The organism is Candidatus Accumulibacter necessarius, from assembly GCF_036625085.1.
The window spans coordinates 23,112-42,268 of record NZ_JAZKUM010000007.1; the positions used below are offsets into that span (position 1 = coordinate 23,112).

Annotated in this window: 6 protein-coding genes; 1 reads left to right on the forward strand and 5 read right to left on the reverse strand. The window is 61.8% G+C overall.

The genetic code is table 11. The annotated features are described in order from the left end of the window. Window positions 1–36: 36 nt before the first annotated feature. The gene (locus tag V5B44_RS18440) at window positions 37–783 is read right to left on the reverse strand and encodes a hypothetical protein (RefSeq protein ID WP_332360464.1); all 747 of its coding nucleotides are present in this window, start codon (window positions 781–783) and stop codon (window positions 37–39) included. A 43-nt stretch (window positions 784–826) separates the two neighbouring features. Continuing rightward, window positions 827–13,573 carry a Calx-beta domain-containing protein gene (locus V5B44_RS18445; protein ID WP_332360465.1) on the reverse strand — a complete coding sequence of 4,249 codons (12,747 nt, stop codon included), beginning with the start codon at window positions 13,571–13,573 and terminating at the stop codon, window positions 827–829. An 865-nt stretch (window positions 13,574–14,438) separates the two neighbouring features. On the opposite strand from V5B44_RS18445, the gene V5B44_RS18450 reads away from it, so the two are divergent. Continuing rightward, the gene (locus tag V5B44_RS18450) at window positions 14,439–14,636 is read left to right on the forward strand and encodes a DUF3460 family protein (RefSeq protein ID WP_287694269.1); all 198 of its coding nucleotides are present in this window, start codon (window positions 14,439–14,441) and stop codon (window positions 14,634–14,636) included. A gap of 136 nt (window positions 14,637–14,772) precedes the next feature. Here V5B44_RS18450 and V5B44_RS18455 read toward each other — a convergent pair whose 3' ends face one another. From V5B44_RS18455 to mnmH, 3 genes are all read right to left on the reverse strand, one after another. Further along, a complete protein-coding gene (locus V5B44_RS18455; protein WP_332360468.1) occupies window positions 14,773–17,463 on the reverse strand; it encodes a bifunctional acetate--CoA ligase family protein/GNAT family N-acetyltransferase in 2,691 nt (896 codons plus the stop codon). Between the two features lie 99 nt (window positions 17,464–17,562). After that, the gene (locus V5B44_RS18460) at window positions 17,563–18,051 is read right to left on the reverse strand and encodes an OsmC family protein (RefSeq protein ID WP_332360470.1); all 489 of its coding nucleotides are present in this window, start codon (window positions 18,049–18,051) and stop codon (window positions 17,563–17,565) included. 27 nt (window positions 18,052–18,078) lie between these two features. Beyond that, window positions 18,079–19,131 carry a tRNA 2-selenouridine(34) synthase MnmH gene (gene mnmH / locus V5B44_RS18465; RefSeq protein WP_332360472.1) on the reverse strand — a complete coding sequence of 351 codons (1,053 nt, stop codon included), beginning with the start codon at window positions 19,129–19,131 and terminating at the stop codon, window positions 18,079–18,081. Between the last annotated feature and the right edge of the window lie 26 nt (window positions 19,132–19,157).

The window sequence follows — 19,157 nt, forward strand, 5'->3', positions numbered from 1 at the left end:
ATTCTTACCGCTTGACACCTTCCTACGGAAACTCGATCAGGCCGCCCGCGGCACTGCGGTCACGCTCCTGCGGCCTGGCAGGCGAAGGTTCAACCCCGCCAAACCGGTCAACATCAGGACCAACGACCCTGGCAGCGGTATCGGCGTTCCTGGATTGCCGTTCACCGCAAACGCCAGGTTGCCGGTCAGGTCACTCGACCATGCATCCCCATCGACGGTTCGATAGAAGTTCTCGTCGGTTGGATTGCTCAGCAGCCAGTACCACCCGGCGCCGGGATCGCCGACATCGAACTGGTTGACCACCGATAGATACCAGTTCTTCGTACCGGCCAAGGTGAAAGGTGTCAGCGAGAGGTCGAAGCGATAAACCGGCGAACCGGTCTGGTCGATCAGCGCGGTCGACGAGCGTATCGGTTGTTGCGAGACCGTCTCGGTGGGAGCGGCCTCTGGCGCACCGGTCCCGTCGTCGGCGAAGATCCGCACGCTGAACGCGTCTGCCGCTAAAGTCGTCGGATCCTGCGAATACGAACCCCACCACGTCAAGTCGGTGACTACCGTTGTCGCCGATAGCCGGAAACCGTCGGCGCTTTGTTCGGCGGAAATGCTGGGGAAGGCATCGTTCTTGGTCACTGGTGACTGCTCGAACACCACCTCGGCCGACGCCGCGCCGACAAGTGACGCGGCAAGCGCCAGCGGAAGGAGCGTACGAGCGATAGCTGCCCGACAGCCGAGAGTACACGCGTTTAGCGATGCCCCGTTTGACGTCATGTCATTTCTTTTCATTGCATTCCTCCTCAACACCTTTCGCAAAAAAAAGCCACGCTGCCTAGCCAGCCCAAAGGAGATCCACATAGCCAGTGGTGAACCCCACCGAGTCGATCAGGTACTCGCTGCCGTGCATGCCGCCGTTGGCAGAATAGGGATCCGATCCGAACCCGTTTCCGGCCTCGTTACCATACGCCCCATACACGAAATCCTCACCATTCTGCGCGCCAGCGGAGAAAACGGCCTGACTGAAACCTTCCTCGACCGACACCGAGAGTTGCTTCGATCCGTCCAGTGCGTCGGCGTAGAAGAAGATTTCTTTGACGAGTACTCCCGCGGCATCGAGCAGTTGCAGCCGACCGGCTTCGTTGAAGCCCGTGCCGTCGTCGTCGCGGGTGAAGCGGCTGAGCTGGAAGCTGATCTGGTTTGCCTCCTCGTCGAGCACGAAGCGCAAGCCTTCGCTGCCGTCCAGCTCCTGCAGGACGGCGCTGGTCGCCAGCGTCTGGCCGCTGACCCCGAGATCGCCACCCGAGACATCGCCGCCAGCGAGTATGCCGCTACCGGAACTTGAGAAGAGGACGTTGCTGTACGACTCGTTCGCGTCGGCCAGGTTGGCCTTGTGCGCGATACTGACGCCTGCATGGCTCCAGCTTCTCTCCCATGCGCCAGCGTCGGAACGTGGTGGCCGCGCCGGTGCGTCGCCGATCTTGAATGAAGAGGTGTCGTCGTTGATGATCGTGGCGACGGCGCTCGCCGTATCCACGGTGGCGTTCACCGGGTCGTGGAGCATGACCGTAAAGCCCTCGTGCGGCTCGATCTGCCCGTCGCCGGAAACATCGATCGTCAAACGCTGCTCGCTGCTTCCGGGGGCAAACACCACCAGGCCGCCGGGGAGCACGCCTCCGATGAAGTCGCTCGCGTCGGCCGCACCGGTCAGGCTGTAGGAAACGGTCGTCTCGCCGGACAAGTCGCCACTGCGCGTCAGCAGGAAGGAGAACGCCGTCGTGCCGCTGTTGCTTTCGGCCAGTCTTGCCTGCTCCGCGGCAATCGACACCGCCGGCAAAGCCAACACGTCGTCGTTCTCGATCGTAGCCGACGCCGACGCGATCGCCAGCGTGGCGTTGGTCGGATTGGTGAGATGGACTGCGAACTGCTCGTCGACTTCGACCGTGGTGTCGCCCCTTACAGCGATGGTGATCACCTGGTCAACTTCGCCGGCGCCGAAGGTCAATGTTCCCGAGGGCAGGGCGCCGCCAAAGTCGGCAGCGTCGACAGGCTGCATTCCGGCGCCGGCGACGGAGTAGTCAACGTTGGTGACGCCGCTGGTGTCGCCAGTGCGGGTAACGGTGAAGCTGAAAGCGGTAGTGCCCGTATTGCCCTCCGCCTTGTTGGCACCCAACGTCGTTATGCCCAGCGTCGGCGGGGGTGGTGCATCGTCGTTCACGATGGTGCCCTCGGCGGTTGCCGTGGCGATTGTGGCATTGCTGGGGTCGCTCAGCGTCACCGTGAAGCCCTCGTCCGGTTCCACGGCGGTGTCGCCGCTGACGTCGACCGTTACAGTCTTGCTCGCCTCGTTGGCTGCGAAGCTGATCGTACCGCTCGGCAACGCGCCGCCGAAGTCGGTGGCACTGGCGGAATTGCTGCCACTGCCGGTCACCACATAGGCCACGGTGGAGGTGCCAGTGAGATCGCCGGTGCGGGTGACAACAAAGCTGAAGGGGGTCGTGTCACCGTTGCCTTCGGGCCGGTGCGCGTCAATTGCCACAATCGCTAGGGCGGGAGCCGGCGGCACATCGTCATTGAGGATGCTTCCCGCAGCCGCTGCTGCACCGACAACGCCGTTGATCGGATTGGCCAGCCACACCACAAAGCTTTCATCGAATTCGACGTCAGCATCAGGCGCGACGGTGATGCTGATGACTTTGTGCCTTTCATTGGGGAGAAATGCCAGAGTGCCCGCAGGATAGCTTCCGCCAGCGAAATCGTCCGCACTTGCGGCGCGACCATACCCTAGGACAGCGTAGGAAACCAACGCCTCTGTCGCCAGGTTATCCGAGCGGATGACGGAAAATGTGAGTTCAACCGATCCGGCGTCGCCCTCGGCGGCGCTGGCAACTACCGGCTCGATGTCAAAGCGAGCCGGAACATCGCCGTCGTCGTTCTCGATCGTCACTCGGGCGCTGGATGCAGCCAGGAGCACGCGACCGCGGTCCTCGGAGGAGACTGACAGACGCACGGCAAACCCCTCGCTGTATTCCGCGAGGATATCGCCGCTCAAGATAATCTCGATCGGCTTCGCCCCTTCGCCATCGGCAAACTCCAAGACGCCCGTCGGCCAGGTTCCACCGAAGTCATCGGCATCAGCCGGATGCGTGCCGAACGGAACAACCTCATAGACCACAGGCAGCGCACCCGTCGTGTCGCCGCTCCGGAAAACGTCGAAGCGGATGTGATTGCCCCCGGTATCGCCCTCCCATTGCACACCCTCTGGGCCAAGAATCGAAAGGCTGGGCAGCGGCGCCGGCACGTCCACTACTTGCGCTACCTGTGTCACCGGTACCGGGATCGCGGCACTCCGAAGATATGACATGTCGCCGGTCAGGGCCAGATCGAGAATCGCAGCCGCACGCGCGGTCGGATCGGCAATGCCTGCTTCATCGACCAAGGCAGTAGCGCGGGCAACGATCGCTGGTGGAAGCATGTCCAGCGTCACCGCTTGCCTCGGGAAGCTGTGGTCCGTGAAGGTTGCGCTGCTCTCTCCCGGGCCGTAGTCGAACAACGATGTCGCCATCGTCACCCGCCACGAATCCGCAAACCGACCATAGAGATCGCCGAAGGCCACCGGTTGACTCAGCACCGATCCATCAGGCAAGACGAGATCATCGGCCGGAGCACCATTGAAGTTACCCAGCAAGCCCTGCAGATTGCCGCTGAACGCTGCGCCGACAGTGAGAGTCAGGTCGAGCCGGTCGGGGAACGATTGAACGTGCATCCCCGCCCCGTCGGGGTCGATGACCGTGTAGGCGTCACCATCGAAAGTGACGGTGCCACCCCCGACTGCGATGAACCCCTGATTCAGAGGAATTTCTGTTTGGACCCCGTCGATTCGCAAGGTCGCAGCTTCGCCGGCAGTGAGCGTCACCCGGTGTCCATCCAGCAGCATCGCCACCGCGGTGATATTCGACGCGAGGTCGCCTACCGGTGCTGTGCGGACTTGTACCAACACATCGTGCCCGTTCGGGCTCTGCATCGCCACGAACTCGCCCACCGCCTGGAAGTCGTAGGCCAGGCCGTCAAGTGTGGTCAGATGGGGATCGCCCCGAAACACCGGTCTTGGCCAGGGCGGCAGCGAGATATCGTCATTGCCGATGGTGCCGACCGCCTGTCGGTTGCCGAATTTCAAGCCTGTACCGGGGTCGCCGAGCGTCACAAAGAATGTCTCGTTTCGCTCTTCGTCATTGTCCCGATTGATGTCTACGACGATCCACTGCTTTCCCTCCCCGTCTTCGAATTTCAACTTACCAATCCCCATGTTGGCGATATCGCTGCCGTCGGCGGGACTTTGCGGTCCGCCGGTCACACCATAGGAGAGTTCAAGCACACCATGGGTGTTACTGCGCGTCACCTCGAACCTGAAGGGAGTGGTCCCGCCGTTGCTCCCTTCTGCTCGGGAAACGCTACTGACGATGGACACCTTCTGGGCATCGTCATCCTCGATCGTCCCGACGGACTGCCGGTTGCTGAAGGTCCAGCCGGCAAGGTCTCCCAGCGTCACGAAGAAGGTCTCGTTCGGCTCGATGTTGCCGTCCGGGTTGACCTTCACCGTGATCACGGCGCTGCCTTGGCCATCAGCGAAGTTCAGCTTGTCGGTGTACGAAAGCCCCTGCACGTCCTGATCATCGGCCGGCAGCGTCGGGCCCGGCGTGACGCCGTAGCTCACCTCCACCGGCCCCTGGGTGTTGGTGCGCGTGACGGTGAACTGCATCTCGGTCCACTGCACCGGAGCAGTGGTATCAGTGCCCTCGCTCTTCGACACCTCGCTGACGATGGAGAGCTTCCTGCTGTCGTCGTCCCCGATCGTCCCCAGGGCCTTGTCGGTGCCGATCACCGGCGTGGCTGCCGCGCCAGCAGCCTTCCGACCGGGATTCGTCAGCTGGACATAGAAGCGTTCATCCAGTTCCGGGTCGGCGTCGCCCTTCACGGGAATGCTGATCGTCTTCGAAAGCACGCCGTCGGCCGCGAACGTCACCGTGCCGATGATCTTCCCGTCGAAGTCGTTCGAGTCCGCCCACACCCCTCCTTTCGGGCCCAACGCAACCGCATAGTCGACGCTGCACTCGATGTCCCCCGCATGGGCGTTGCCACCGCGTGACACCGTGAAGGTGAAGTAAGTCGTCCCTGCATTCCCTTCCTGCTGGCTGCTGCCGCCATCTGGCGCGATGGAGAACTCCAGGTCATCGTCGTTCTGGATCAATCCTCTTGCAGTTTCCTGATCGATCTCGAAGCCGTTCGTCGCTTGCGACAGTGTCACGACAAACCCCTCATCATCCTCGTCCCGATCGTCGGGAACCACCTCGATGGTGATCGTCTTCGACGGTTCCTTCTCGGCGAAATCGAGCGTGTCTGTGGTCAGACCCATCAAATCTGTGGTCACATCCGCAGCGGATACCCCAGCTCCGGTTACCGTGTACCTGACGGAGAAAGCCTCATCCGAGGTGCCCGCGCGCCACACCTCAAACGTAAAGGGGGTGGCCCTGGGCGGAGCACTGATATCAGTCCCTTCTGCCTTTTCGGCATCAACTGCCTTGATCGACACCTGTTTTGGCGAGTCGTCGTCCTTGATGGTGCCCTGGGCCTCAGGGTCCTTCACCACCAGCTGCAACGGTTTGTCCAGAAAGACTTTGAAGGTTTCGTTCGGCTCCTTCAGGCTGTCGTCGACGATGTCGATTTCAAGCGGAACCTCAGGCGACGCATTGCCACTCTTGAAGAAGGCCGTGCCGTGAAGGACATTGCCGAGGTCAGTACCGTCTGCCTGGCCTGCCTCGAACTCCACTCGCCAGTTCACGGCGGAGTCGTACTTCAAATCACCGGAACGGCTAATCGAGAACACGATCTTCCCGTCATCCTCCATGGCGGTCGCATCTGAGATCGTCAAACGCGGATAGGTATCATCATCCTGGATAACTCCAATCGCCTCTTTCTTGTCCCCGACAACTGTCGCATTCGTGATCGGCGATAGCGTGATCTTGAACCCTTCGTCATTTTCGTTCTTCTGGTCGTCACCTTGAACACGAATCCGGAGATCTTTTGATGTCTCATCCCGCTGGAAGATCAGCTCGCGCGACTTTGGGAATACCCCGCCTTCGAAGTCGTCTGGATCAGCACCATCTGCACCGTCTGGAGCGATCGTACAGTGGACGATTGACGGCTTTTCCAAATCGCCCGACCGAATGACTGTGTAAACGTACTCCGTGACCGAGCCGACATCACCTTCATAGTAACTCACGGAGGGTGGCACGATCCAGACTAGGGCATCCGACGCTTCGTAAGTAATGAGGGTATGAACTGGCTCCCCTGGAGAGCTCTGCGTCGCGACGAATTTCCCGGGCGACAAATCGGCACCCAACTTGATGGTGGTTTCGAATGTGCCATTCGTGTCACTGTCGATAAGTAACGAGCCCACTTGGTAATTGAGTTCACGGCTGCTAAACCGCGCTCCATCAAAACGAATCACGTCCTCTGACCAGAAGTCCTTGATCGTATCCCCATTAAGCTCGCTCTGTGTGCCGATAAATCTGTCTTGGTCAGGGCCGCCGGACAAGCTATCCGAGCCGCTCCCCCCGAAAATGTTATCGATGCCACCTAGCCCTATAATCGTGTCATCGCCGGAGCGGCCAAACAGGTTGTCGCCATACGCACTTCCAATGATCTCGTCTTTCGCTGCTCGGCCAAAAATGGTCACACTGGAGCCGTAATGGCTCGACGTGATGTGGCGAAAATCATAGGTCTTTGAGGCATCATGATTCAACAGAACAGCCGAATCCTCGAAAATGTATTGCGTATACAGCGGATCTGTTGCGACTTCCACAAACAGGTCCGAAGCATCGAGTGCGTGGGCACGCATGGAGTTCGCATCTCTGCCCCACCCTGATCGCGAATCTGTATAGTCCTCCCAGAAAAACACGAGATTATCTGTGGTGGAGGTGTTTTCTGGAAGACGCTTTGGATCGCTCTCATCGTTAATACCCCCCTGCAATCTCTTGAACACGTAGTCATTTTCGAATCCGATGTTGGCTATTTCCCGCAGCAGCACAGAATTTCCCTGTACGTTTCCGGGAGCGAAAGCGATATAGCGCGCTTGGTCAAAAATATCTGTTGGGCCAGCGCGATTTTTTTCCTGTGTAAATATTTCATTTACGGTCGACCCGCCGCGACTATGCCCGACGATCCATAAATCAGGTGAGGCAGTCGGATATTGAAGTTGCACATAAGTTCTAATAGCGCTTATTAGTAATGACTCCCCTTGGTAAAGCTCCCCATGGGTATGCGCGTCTGAGGCTACTTTTCCGCCTGGGTGCACAAGTATGATTTCCATGCCGTTATTGCTGATCACAGGGAGACACCGCTGGGGATCTTGAGCTAATGGGGTGTTGGGTATCGGGTCGCCGACAAAAAACCCTTGGGCATCGAATCTTCCAGCCGGTATAGTCGGGAGGTCTGTGTGGCCGAGTAGGCGGTAGCCACCAGGTATTGGTTGGCCGTATGCGCTGTGTATGAAGCCGTTGACCATGGTCAGTTCAGTTGCAGTCAAATTGGCCTTTGTAAGGAAAGGTGGTTCGTACACTGAAGCCATAGCGGAAGGAATGGCGAAAGTCGCATTGGTCGCGTTCGATAGTTGAACCGCGAAGGACTCTCTTAGACCCGGCGCATCGTCGCTAGCCACACTTACCGTTAGCATTCGTGATGACTCTCCGGCAGAAAAGGTAATCGTACCGATCACTGATCCATTGAAATCTCGCCAGTCAGACGGGTTGTCGCCCCACCCGCTCACCGCGTAGTCCACGGACGAGGTACCGTTAAGATCGCCGCTCCGTGTCACCTCGAAGGTAAACGGTGTCACACCGGACTCGCCTTCCGCCTTCTCGTCGTCTAGGGCCTTGATCGAAATCACCGGCGGTTCGGTGACGTAGCGCACGGTAGTCGCCGCGGCGTCAGCGGGGTCGCTGGCTGTAACCTCGAATCGGCCGTAGAAGCTCCCCTCCAAGCCAATTTCGGCCTCGGAAAGGCCATCACCGTTGGTGTCGATGCGCAGAGTGCCGTTGGAGAATGCGACCTGATTGGCTGTCAGCCGGTCGCCGGTCACGAGGAACGCGTCCAGGGTGCACAGGTCGCTGATGGTATCGCCGTCGAGTTCGGCAAGTGTACCTCGGAAGGTATCGGCCCCCTCGTCGCCGGTCAGCCGGTCGGCACCAGCATGGCCATCGAGAACATCGTCGCCGGCCCCGCCTTTCAGCGTGTCGGCGAGGACGGTACCGCGAAGCACGTCATCGGCCGCCGTCCCGGCGAGGTCGAATACCTCCATGCCCCTTGCGGTCACCAGATTGACAGTCGTGGCCCCCTGCTGGATCGACCATTCCACCGCCAGTGTCGGATCCTCTGTCGGCGCGCCACTCGCGTCGTAGGCCTCCATGGCGATGCCGTCCCCCGATCCGGTCACCCCAACGCCCGACCAGTCCAGAATCAACCGGTCAGTCCCGGTGCCGCCATCGAGCACATCGCCGTCAATGCCCGGATCCAGAGCATCGTCCCCGTCGCCACCTCGAAGGTAATCGTTGCCAGCACCGCCGATCAACGTGTCGTTCCCGCCGCCGCCGATGAGTGCATCGTCGCCGGCTCCACCTTCGATGAGGTCATCGCCGCGCACGTGCACGGCGTCCTTGCCGAGGACGACATAGGTCACCCCGACGTTGCTGGGGCCCGCCGTGCTGATCAGGAAGTCGGGAACGCCGTCGGCGTCCACGTCACCTGCCGCGGCCATCCCCCGCATCCACTCCGAGTATTCGTTGGCCACGGCAAAGCCGCCCGTCCCGCCAGTCAGGTCGCCGACTCCGACCGGTACGCCGCTGCCCTTGCCATAGACGACGCCCGACAAGACGCTACGCGGGTAGTTGAAGTTCAGCACCAACTGATCGTCGCGACCGTCACCATTGAGATCCCCCGCGCGAATCGGCGCGCCACCGAAGTCCAGCCGGTAGCCGCCATTGCCGGCCGCGACGTCGGTCAGCGAGACGTGGCTCGGGTTGGCGCTGCCAAAGACGACGTAGCTGGTCCCGGATGCCCCGATCAGGTAATCAGTGTGCCCGTCGCCATTGACGTCCCCGCCGGAAGCGACCGAACTGCCCGCACCGCTGATCTTGAAGCCGCCAATTCCCTGCGCAACGTCGTCGAGATTGATCTTGCCGTTGTCGGCCTTGCCGTAAACCAGGTAGGAGGCTGCGTGTCCGGGCGCGCCGATCAGCAGGTCGGGAATGGCGTCGCCGTTGACGTCGCCCACTCCGGCGACTGACTCTCCCGCCGCATCGCCCGGTCCATCCGCGCGTTGACGGTCACCGTTTTCGCCAACGATCTTGTAGCCGCCCACCCCGTTGGCGACGTCGTCAAGATTGACCTTGAGGCCGTCGGCCTTGCCCCACACCACGTAGGCCGCGCCGGCCTGGTAGCCGCCTTCGTCGTTCCAGCGCGCGCCAATCAAGACGTCGTCGTTGCCGTCGGCGTTGAGGTCGCCCGCTGCGGACAACGAGTAGCCGGCCCAGTCACCATAGTAGTAGCCGTACTGATTGCCATACTCGCCGACGATCTTGAAGCCGCCGTTGCCAGCGGCAACCTGCGCCAGGTCAATCTGACCACCGTCGGCCTTGCCGAAGACCACGAAGGCCGAGCCGGAATAACCGCCGCCGCCTTCGGGGTCGTTGTAGTTGGCGATCAGCAGGTCGCCCAGGCCATCACCGTTGACATCACCTGCGCTGGTGATCGAGCCGTAGATGTATTCACTGCCACTGGCAACGATCTTGTAGCCCCCGATACCCGCCGCGGCATCGTTGAGGTTGACTTGCCAGTCGTTGCCGAAAGGTCCGAACAGAACATACACCGCGCTCGACGCGCCGACCGCGATATCTGCGTGTCCGTCGCCATTGACGTCTCCCAGCCCAGCGAGCGAGCTTCCTGCATAGTCGTTCGCCTTCTCGCCGTTGATCCGCACGCCCCCCACGCCTCGGCCCACGTCGTAGAGTGACACCTGCCCGCTGTCAGCGCCTTCGCCATCGCCCAGCAGCGTGTCGTTGCCAGCGCCACCGATCAGATGATCGGTGCCAGCCAAGCCGATCAGCCTGTCGTTGCCCGTACTCCCGGTGATCACGTTGTCCAGGGCGTTGCCACGCGCCATGCCGGGTTTCGTGATGCTCAGTCGTTCGACGTTGTCCTGCAGAACCGAGCTAAAGGCGATGTAGTCGGCACTGGCGAGGTCTGCGATGATGTGGTCGTCACCTTCGTTCGGAAGTTCGACTATCCCGCCCCAGGTCGCGTCGCCAACGATGTAGGTGTCGTCGCCCGGCCCGCCGGCAAGTGTGTTGCCGCGCAACCACGGGGTACCGAAGTCCTCCAGCGTGTCGTTGCCTTCGCCCCCATACAGGTAGTCGTCCTCGTTGGCCGCCCCCCCGATGAGACGGTCGTCACCCGCACCACCGTACAGCGTGTCATTGCCCGACGCCCCGTCAAGCACGTCGTTGCCGCCAAGACCAATCAGCACGTCATTTCCGAAAGAGCCCAGCAGGCCATTCGATACGTCGTTACCTACCAAACGGTCGGCATAAGGGCTGCCGATCACGTTCTCGATGTCGATCAGTGTGTCGCTGCCGAGGTTACCGTCGTCGGCAGCCAACCCGGCACCCAGATCCACGCCGACCGAGCCCAGCGCACGGGAGTAGTCCGCGGTGTCGATGCCCGCTGCGCCGTCGAGTGTGTCGTTGCCGCCGTTGCCTTCGAGGCGGTCATCACCCGCGCCGCCCTCGAGCCGGTCATCGCCGGTATCGCCAGTCAGCACGTCGTCGCCACCGCCGGCATTCACCGTGTCGTTGCCGGCCAGGCCGTCGAGCACGTCGTCGAAGGGCGTGCCGCTGTAGCCGTCGTCGCCCGTGGAGCCAACCCAGCGTTCGCCCAGCGCTCCCAGCCCGACGAAGTCGGCTTCGGTGAGGCCGTCGACGGGCATGCCCTTGATCGTGAGAAGGTCGCCGTTGCCGAAGTCGATGCGCGCCTCTCCACTCACATAGCTGACGCGCGCGCGCAAGGCCGCCCAGTCGGCAACGAGTGCTCCGAAGCCCGCCACATCGATGCGGTCCTGGCCGCGCACGAAGTCGGTGATGGTCTCGCCTTCCATACCCGGCAGGAGGACGAAGCAATCCGCCCCGGCACCGCCGGTCAGGGTGTCGGCCCCGGCATCGCTGCCGAGGACGTCGTTGCCCGCGCCGCCGTCCAACAGATCGGCACCCGCCCCGGCCCATAGTTCATCATCGCCGTTCTGACCGTAGAGCGCGTTGGCGAGCGCCGATCCCAAGAGCTTGTCGGCGTGCGCCGAGCCGTTGAGGTTCTCCATGTCGACGAGGGTGTCGGTACCGCCCAGGCCGTCCTGGGTGGCCATGCCCACACCGAGGTTGGCCATGACGGCACCCGCGGAGCCCGAGTAGTCCGCCGTATCCGTCCCTATCCCGCCGTCGAGTTTGTCACTGCCACCGCCACCGACGAGCCAGTCATCGCCGGCTCCGCCCTCGATCAGGTCATCGCCTCGCACGTGCGCGGCTGCGTGGCCGTCGATCAGGTACGCGTACCCACGGTTATTGTCGTTGTAGGTCGACCCGGCCAGCAGGTCAGGCACGCCGTCGCCGGTGACGTCACCGGGTGCGGCGGTCGCCGAGAACGACACGTATTGCTCGATGCCGATCGCGAAGCCGCCGATTCCGGCCAGTATCTCTGCCGCGTTTACGGGCGTCCCGCCCGCTCGCCCGAATACCACGCCCGAGTGGTAGATGCTGCTCTGCTGTGACGTGAAGTTGGTCACCAGCAGGTCGCCCCGCCCGTCACCATTGATATCCCCGAGGTTGACCGGCGATCCCCCGAAGTTCAATGCGTAGCCGCCGTTGCCCGCACCGACCTCGGTGAGCAAGACGTTGCCCGGTGTGGCCGAGCCGAACACCACGTAGCTCACGCCCGAGCCACCGATCAGGTAGTCTGTCCGCCCGTCGCCATTGACGTCTCCGCCCGAGGCCACCGAACTGCCTGCACCGCTGATCTTGAAGCCGCCAATTCCCTGCGCAACGTCGTCGAGATTGATCTTGCCGTTGTCGGCCTTGCCGTAAACCAGGTAGGAGGCTGCTTGTCCGGGCGCGCCGATCAGCAGGTCGGGAATGGCGTCGCCGTTGACGTCGCCCACTCCGGCGACCGATTCACCCGCCGCATCGCCCGGTCCATCCGCGCGTTGACGGTCACCGTTTTCGCCAACGATCTTGTAGCCGCCGACCCCGTTGGCGACGTCGTCGAGATTGACCTTGAGGCCGTCGGCCTTGCCCCACACCACGTAGGCCGCACCGGCCTGGTAGCCGCCTTCGTCGTTCCAGCGCGCACCAATCAAGACGTCGTCGTTGCCGTCGGCATTGAGGTCGCCCGCTGCGGACAACGAGTAGCCGGCCCAGTCACCATAGTAGTAGCCGTATTGATTGCCATACTCGCCGACGATCTTGAAGCCGCCGTTGCCAGCGGCAACCTGCGCCAGGTCAATCTGACCACCGTCGGCCTTGCCGAAGACCACGAAGGCCGCGCCGGAATAACCGCCACCGCCTTCGGGGTCGTTGTAGTTGGCGATCAGCAGGTCGCCCAGGCCATCACCGTTGACATCACCCGCGCTGGTGATCGAGCCGTAGATGTATTCACTGCCACTGGCAACGATCTTGTAGCCCCCGATACCCGCCGCGGCATCGTTGAGGTTGATTTGCCAGTTGTTGCCGAAAGGTCCGAACAGAACATACACCGCGCTCGACGCGCCGACCGCGATATCTGCGTGTCCGTCGCCATTGACGTCTCCCAGCCCAGTGAGCGAGCTTCCTGCATAGTCGTTCGCCTTCTCGCCGTTGATCCGCACGCCCCCCACGCCTCGGCCCACGTCGTAGAGTGATACCTGTCCGCTGTCAGAGCCTTCGCCATCGCCAATGAGCGTGTCACCACCGTCCCCGCCGATCAGGTGGTCCGAGCCGCTCAGGCCGTACAACTGGTCGTTGCCACTACTGCCCGTGATCACGTTGTCGAGCGCATTGCCCCTCACCGTGGTTCCTGACACTTGCCCCGCATCCAGGTTCTCAACACCGTCTGGCAGCGTGTAGGCGCCAAAAAAGTAGTTGCCCGCAGCCGCGCGAATGAGGTCCACACCCTCCGATGGTGCCTCGACGACCGCATCCCTGTTCCACTCGATGACGTAGGTTTCGTCGCCGGGCCCGCCGGCCAGAAAGTCCTCCGTCCAGAAGGTCGTGCCGCCATCGAGGACGTCGTTGCCTTCTCCTCCGTACAGGCGGTCACTCCCAGCGTCTCCCAACAGCTGGTCATCACCCGCCCCGCCCGCGAGCAGGTCATCGCCGGTATCGCCCATCAGGGTATCGTTGCCTCCGCCCGCATTTACCGTGTCGTTGCCGCCGCCGGCATAGATGATGTCGTCCTCATCTCCTGCGTTAACGAGGTCGTCATCATCCATTAGCGTGATCGTAGCCATAACTAGTACCTCCGGGATCTATGATGTGTGGCGAACAAGACAGAGCGCTGCCTTCGCGACGACCAAAGTCGTCCAAGTGGAGGCTTGATTGCTTCCTTAGCGATGGGCGTCGGCCGATCGGGTTCAGCGCTGCTTGCGTGTGGATGACCGCTACCCCGAGTGAAAGGACGCACCCCGAAATTGGCGAAGGTATTGCGCGGTGAGGGAGGTGCCGCGCATTGGCCATTGAACGCGCAGTTGGCAGAGTCAGTAGGCAGCCTCATGTTTCCCCGCTGCGCCGTTTTTCACCAGACTCGCTGCAAGATCGTAGTAAGACTCCAGGTGCATCGCATCGCGCTCCCCCTGCGCTCCCAAGCCATTCGTTTTGCGGAGGGCATCCGCAGGAGTTACTCTAAATGGTGAAAACTGCAGTTCGCTTGACCTAGATCAACACTCTTCCTGATTTGGAGAGTAAGGGGCACTGCACCGCTGCTCTCTGCTTTGGACCAAAGTGGGGCGCCTTCTGTCCACTTGGCGGTCCTTCGATGAGTTCTGGCGGAAAGCTACTGGGAGTTGGTCGTCCGCCGACTCGCAAGGATTAGCTTCCGTCGATTACGGCCGCACTGAACGTGGGCATGCGACAAGCCGATCTTGCTCAGCGCGCGGTCCGCGGGATCCGCGGCACCACGACCCCGCCGCGCCGACTGCCCAATGCCAAGAGCGCTCGCGCTGCCCGACGCCTTGCTCGACGATAGTGCGTCGGGCAGCGCGGTCGATCGTGCTTGCATTGACCGGCCGCCGGGGCAACGCGCAGGCGCCGCCGGGCGGGCGTATAATCGTCGGCAGTTTCCCGCGTTGGCGGGTGTTCTTACTGGGAGCAGGCGAGATGGCGTTGTACGAATCCGATCACACCAAGTTCATGCGCGAAATGATGGTCGAGCACCCGGAATGGGCCGAGGATCAGCGCCGAGGACGGGCCATCTGGTGGGACAGGAAAGTCGACCTCAACGAGCAGAAGGCGTGCCGGGAGTCCAATGAACCCCATCGTTCGTATCCCTACGATGTGAATTTCGAACAGCAGTAGGGCAGCGGGAAGGGGCCAAGACGCCGGTCTGGAGGCGTTCAGGCGAAGTCGTCGGCATGGGTTCTGCAGCCGGCCGAAGACTCCGACTTCGTCAACCTTGGTACGTTGTCTCTGCCACGGCCCTTTAGAGCAGTGCCTAGTTGTTCAGGGGCTTGATGACCCGTTTAACGGCCGGATCGTCCGGGTGCGGGTGAATCGTGAAGCCGAGTTTGGTCATCAGATTGAACATCTTGGTATTCATCGACAGCACATCGCCGACGACGGTCCGGTAACCCTTGGCACGCGCGCAGTCAATCAGCGCACTCATCAGTTTGCGGCCGATGCCTTGCTTCTGCCAGTCATCGGCAATCGCCAGAGCAAACTCGACCGATTCGCCATCCGGATTGGTGACGTAGCGGGCGACCCCGATTTGCAGTTCCTTGCCTTCCGCGTCGGGCAGTGTCGCCACCAGGGCCATTTCGCGGTCGTAGTCGATCTGGGTGAAGCGCACCAGCATGGTCTGTGTCAGCTCGCGGATGGTATCCATGAAGCGGTAGTACTTGCTTTCGTCGGACAGGGCAATGACGAACTGTTGCTCGCGCTCGGCGTCTTCCGGACGGATAGGACGAATCGTCACCGTTCGGCCATCCGGCAGTTCCCATTCCTGGATCAGATGCACCGGGTAGGGATGGATCGCCATGTGCGCATAGCGGTCACCGGATGGCGCTGCATAGTCGATGACGATGCGCGCATCGGCGGCAATACCGCCGTTCTCGTCGACGATCAGCGGGTTGAGGTCCAGTTCCTGCAGCCAGGGCAGTTCGCAGATCATCTGTGAGACGTGCAGCAGCACGTCTTCGAGCGCTTCCAGGTTCACCGGCGGCATGTTGCGAAATTCGCCGAGCAGTTTCGAGGCGCGCGTTGACCGGATCAGATCCCGCGCCAGGAAGCGGTTGAGCGGCGGCAAGGCAACCGCCCGGTCGCTGAAAACCTCGACTTCGGTACCGCCGGCGCCAAACGTGATGATTGGACCAAAGATCGGATCACGCGAGACGCCGATCATCAACTCACGGCCGTTCGGGCGAGCCAGGTAGGGTTCGATCGACAGGCCATTGATACGCGCCGTCGGGTGGCGTTTCTTGACGGTCTCGATGATGTCGTGATAAGCGTTGCGGGCGGCCGGCGCATTGGTGATGTTGAGCCGCACTCCTCCCACTTCGCTCTTGTGGACGATGTCGGGCGAGTCGATTTTCATCACGATCGGAAAGCCAATCTGCTCCGCAAGCAACAGCGACTCGGTCGGCGTATGCGCGACCATGGTCTGCGCCACGGGGATCCGGAAGGCGCGCAGGATGGCCTTCGATTCCATTTCCGAGAGGATCTTGCGGCGTTCATGCAGCACCGCTTCGATCAGCATCTTGGCGCCCTCGGTTTCCGGGCGCGCATGCTTCGACAGGGGTGCAGGCGTCTGCAGGAGGAGCTTCTGGTTCCAGTAATAGGTCGAAATGTGGAAGTACAGCTCGACGGCGGTTTCCGGCATGCGGAAGGAAGGAATGCCGTTTTCTTCGAGCAGGGCGCGTGCCGGATGAACCTGCTCCTCGCCCATCCAGCAGGTCAGAATGGGTTTGGCGGTCAGCAGGTCGACTTCGATCACCGCCTTGGCAACTTCCAGCGGCTGGGTCATGGCCTGCGGCGAAAGCATGACGAGAACGCCGTCGACCTCCGGATCCCCGGCGACGGCGAGGATGGCGTCGTAATAGCGCTTGGGCGTCGCGTCACCTTCGATGTCGACCGGGTTCCGCTGCGACCAGGTCGGTGGCATCGTGGCGTTGAGCGCCTGCATGGTGCTGGCCGACAATTCGGCGAGCGGAATCTCGAGATCACCGGCGCGGTCTGCCGCCATGGCGCCTGGTCCGCCGCCGTTGGTGATGATCGCCAGACGTTTGCCCTGCGGGCGGAACTTCGACGCCAGAGCCTTGGCAGCGTAGAACAACTGGCCAATGTTCTTGACGCGCACGACGCCTGCCCGGCGAACGGCAGCGTCGAAAACGATATCCGAGCCGGCGGCCATACCGGAGTGCGTTTCGACGGCCGCCAGGCCGCCGGCGTGACGGCCGGCCTTGAGCAGAACGATCGGCTTGATGCGCGCCGCCGAACGCAAGGCGCTCATGAAGCGGCGCGCGTCGCGAATGCCTTCGACGTAGAGCAGGATGTAATGGGTAAGGTTGTCGTAGATCAGGTAATCGAGGATTTCCCCGAAGTCGACATCCGCCGTACCACCCAGTGAGATGACGCTGGAAAAGCCGATGCGGTTGCTGCTTGCCCAATCGAGAACGGCCGAGCAGATGGCGCCCGATTGTGCAACCAGTGCCAGATTGCCGACGTTGGCGCTGACGCGCGCGAACGTGGCGTTGAGGCCCAGGTTCGGGCGAATGATGCCGAGACAGTTCGGGCCAAGCAGGCGGACCCCGTAGCTGCGGGCGATCTCCATCATCTTGCGCTCGAGCGCTGCGCCCGAGTGACCCGCCTCGGCAAAACCCGAAGTGATCACGATGGCGTTCTTGACGCCGCTGCGACCGCATTGTTCGATGATTTTCGGCACCGTCTGTGGTCTGGTGACGACGACAGCCAGTTCAACACGGGCACTGATCTCCTCGATCGACTTGTAAGCCGGTACCCCCTGGATCGTGTCGTGGGCCGTATTGATCGGGTACAGGCGTCCTTTGTAACCGGAATCGAGAATGTTCTTGAAGAGGACATTACCGACCGAATTTTCCCGGTCGGAAGCGCCAATGACGGCGACGGACTTGGGCTCAAACAGGGTGGTGAGGTAGTGATGTTCTAGCATGGGAAGATTTACCTCTGGTTGGAGAGGCGCCGCACGGGTTGATGTTGCAGTGCATCAATTCTACTACGAATGGTCCCGCAAGTCTCTAGCAATCGGGCTCTAATCGCTCCTGTCCGTGACATTTGGTACGCCCGGTGTCGCTCGATCGGCCGCTGATGCCGCATCAGGGTCGGCAAGCAGGCTGTCGATCCGGATGTCCGATTGCAGGCAGCGGTACATCGGACACTTGTTGGCGATCGCCAGCAACCGGCTGCGCTCTTCCAGCGTCAGGTCGCCGTCAAGGCGGATCAGGCGCGAGATGCGATCGACCCTGCCGCCACCTTCGACGTCGACCCTGTCGTGGGTCAACTCGACGCTGACCCCGGTCAGCGGCAGTTCCTTGCGTTCGGCATACATGCGCAAGGTGATCGAAGTGCAGCTGCCGAGGCTGGTGAGCAGGAAATCGAAGGGCGCCGGGCCGGCATCGTTGCCACCCATGGCGACCGGTTCATCGGCGATCAGGCAGTGCTTGCCGACGCGGACCGTCTGCTGGTAAGGTCCCTGGCCGTTTTCGCTGACAACGACCAGGTCATGCCTGTCTTGTGCCATCGTTTTTTTCTCCTCGGGTGAATCTGATCATCGGCCGCAAACGCGCTGCGCCAGGGCCTCAATGCCAGCAGGCGTCAGATCGTCGGTGCTCAGCTTGGTCGGCGCCCCGAAGCCGGCGTAGTTCTGATTCTGCGAGCGGCTGTAGAGCGGGTCATAGTGCAGTTCAAGCAGTTCGGCGACCAGTTGGCGCCAGCGGCCCGCGCGGGCATGGTCGCGCCAGCGCAGGATCGTTTCTGCGCCCTGCAGATTGCGCAGGGGTTGCAGGCGAGCGTCCAGCCACTCGGGTGCGGTCAGGAAATAGTCGTAATCCCGCAAGAGGAAATCGACCCGGGCGTCGAGCGTCGCTTCGATATTCACGCACTCGCCGGCGCGCATCGTTTCGATCAGGGCCGTCGGCAATTGCAGCGACCCGATTTTCCGGCTTTCCGCTTCGACATACACCAGGCGGTCGCGGTCGCAGCCCTGCAGCGCGGTCAGCAGACGGGACTCGAACATCTTTTGCGATGGTTGCGGGCAGTTCGGCAGGACGCCAAGCACCGAGCCCTTGTGGCAGGCGAGTTCCTCGAGGTCGAGCACCTGTTCGCCGAGTCGTCCGACGGCCTGGAGGATGCGGCTCTTGCCGCTGCCGGTTGCGCCACAGATGACCTTGAACTTCAGCTGGCGAGGGATGGCTGCGAGATTCTCGATGACCAGCCGGCGATAGGTCTTGTAGCCGCCGTCCAGTTGTTGTGCGTCCCAGCCAACCCGGCGCAGAACGTGGGTCATCGAGCCGCTGCGCTGGCCGCCACGCCAGCAGACGACCAGGGGTCGCCAATTCTTCGGACGTTCGAGAAAACGAGTGCGCAGATGGCAGGCAATGTTTTCGGCGACATGGGCGGCGCCGATCTTCCTGGCTGCGAAGGGCGAAACCTGCTTGTAAAGCGTGCCGACTTCGATCCGCTGCTGGTCGTCGAGGACCGGACAGTTGACCGAGCCGGGGATGTGGTCTTCGGCAAACTCGGACGGCGAGCGAACGTCGATGATTTCATCAAAGGAAGAAAGCTCGCTGATCCGCTCGACGGTAGCGATGTCATGTTTCATGCGCGCAATGCCTCTTGCTGACGGCC